The organism is Cupriavidus consociatus, assembly GCF_017814975.1.
Taxonomy (GTDB): domain Bacteria; phylum Pseudomonadota; class Gammaproteobacteria; order Burkholderiales; family Burkholderiaceae; genus Cupriavidus; species Cupriavidus consociatus.
On record NZ_JAGIQA010000159.1, the window covers coordinates 1 to 635 of the forward strand.

Annotated in this window: 1 protein-coding gene; it reads right to left on the minus strand. The window is 62.5% G+C overall.

Annotated features, from left to right (window positions below; all coding sequences use genetic code 11):
* Positions 1-599 (minus strand): recombinase family protein (locus J8I82_RS37895; protein ID WP_284183262.1); only part of this gene is annotated, 599 nt, incomplete at its 3' end.
* Positions 600-635 lie beyond the last annotated feature (36 nt).

The window sequence follows — 635 nt, forward strand, 5'->3', positions numbered from 1 at the left end:
TCGCATTCCTGATAGCGACGCTCGGCAAGCGCGACCTCATACTCGGCGCGTTCGATGCGCATATGCCACTGACGCATGATGGCGTGATCACGCTGCTCGAGTTCGTGCAGGGCGGTCACGGCGAGTTCGAGTTCGGCTGGCCGCAGGGCCGCGAGCACTGCTTCGCCGATCGCGTTGTCGAGCAGGTCGCTGCGCACGCTCATGCAATCGGTTGTCGCCAGACCCTCGCGGCGTCGCGCATTGCAAAGGTACAACGGATAAATGCCACCGTTACCCTGGTAGCGCATGGTCAGAGCCCGGCCACAGCAGCCACAAATAAGCATCCCCTGCAGCAGCGCCAATCCTTCACGCGCCGCACCGCTGAGCACGGTACCTTCGCCGTTGGTCCGATTGAGCGCTAGGCGCGCCTGGTTGCGCTCGAATTCCTCCGGGGTGATATAGCCTTCGTGATGATCGGGCAGATGGACACGCCAGTCCTCCTTGGGTACCGGCTGCACGCGCTTATGGACCTCTCCCTGAGGCGTGATGCGCTGACGATATTGGTAACGGCCGAAGACATAGACGCCCGCATACGAGGGATTCCGGATCAGACCGAGCACGCGTTCATGGCGTAGGCGCCCCCAGATGAGTCGACC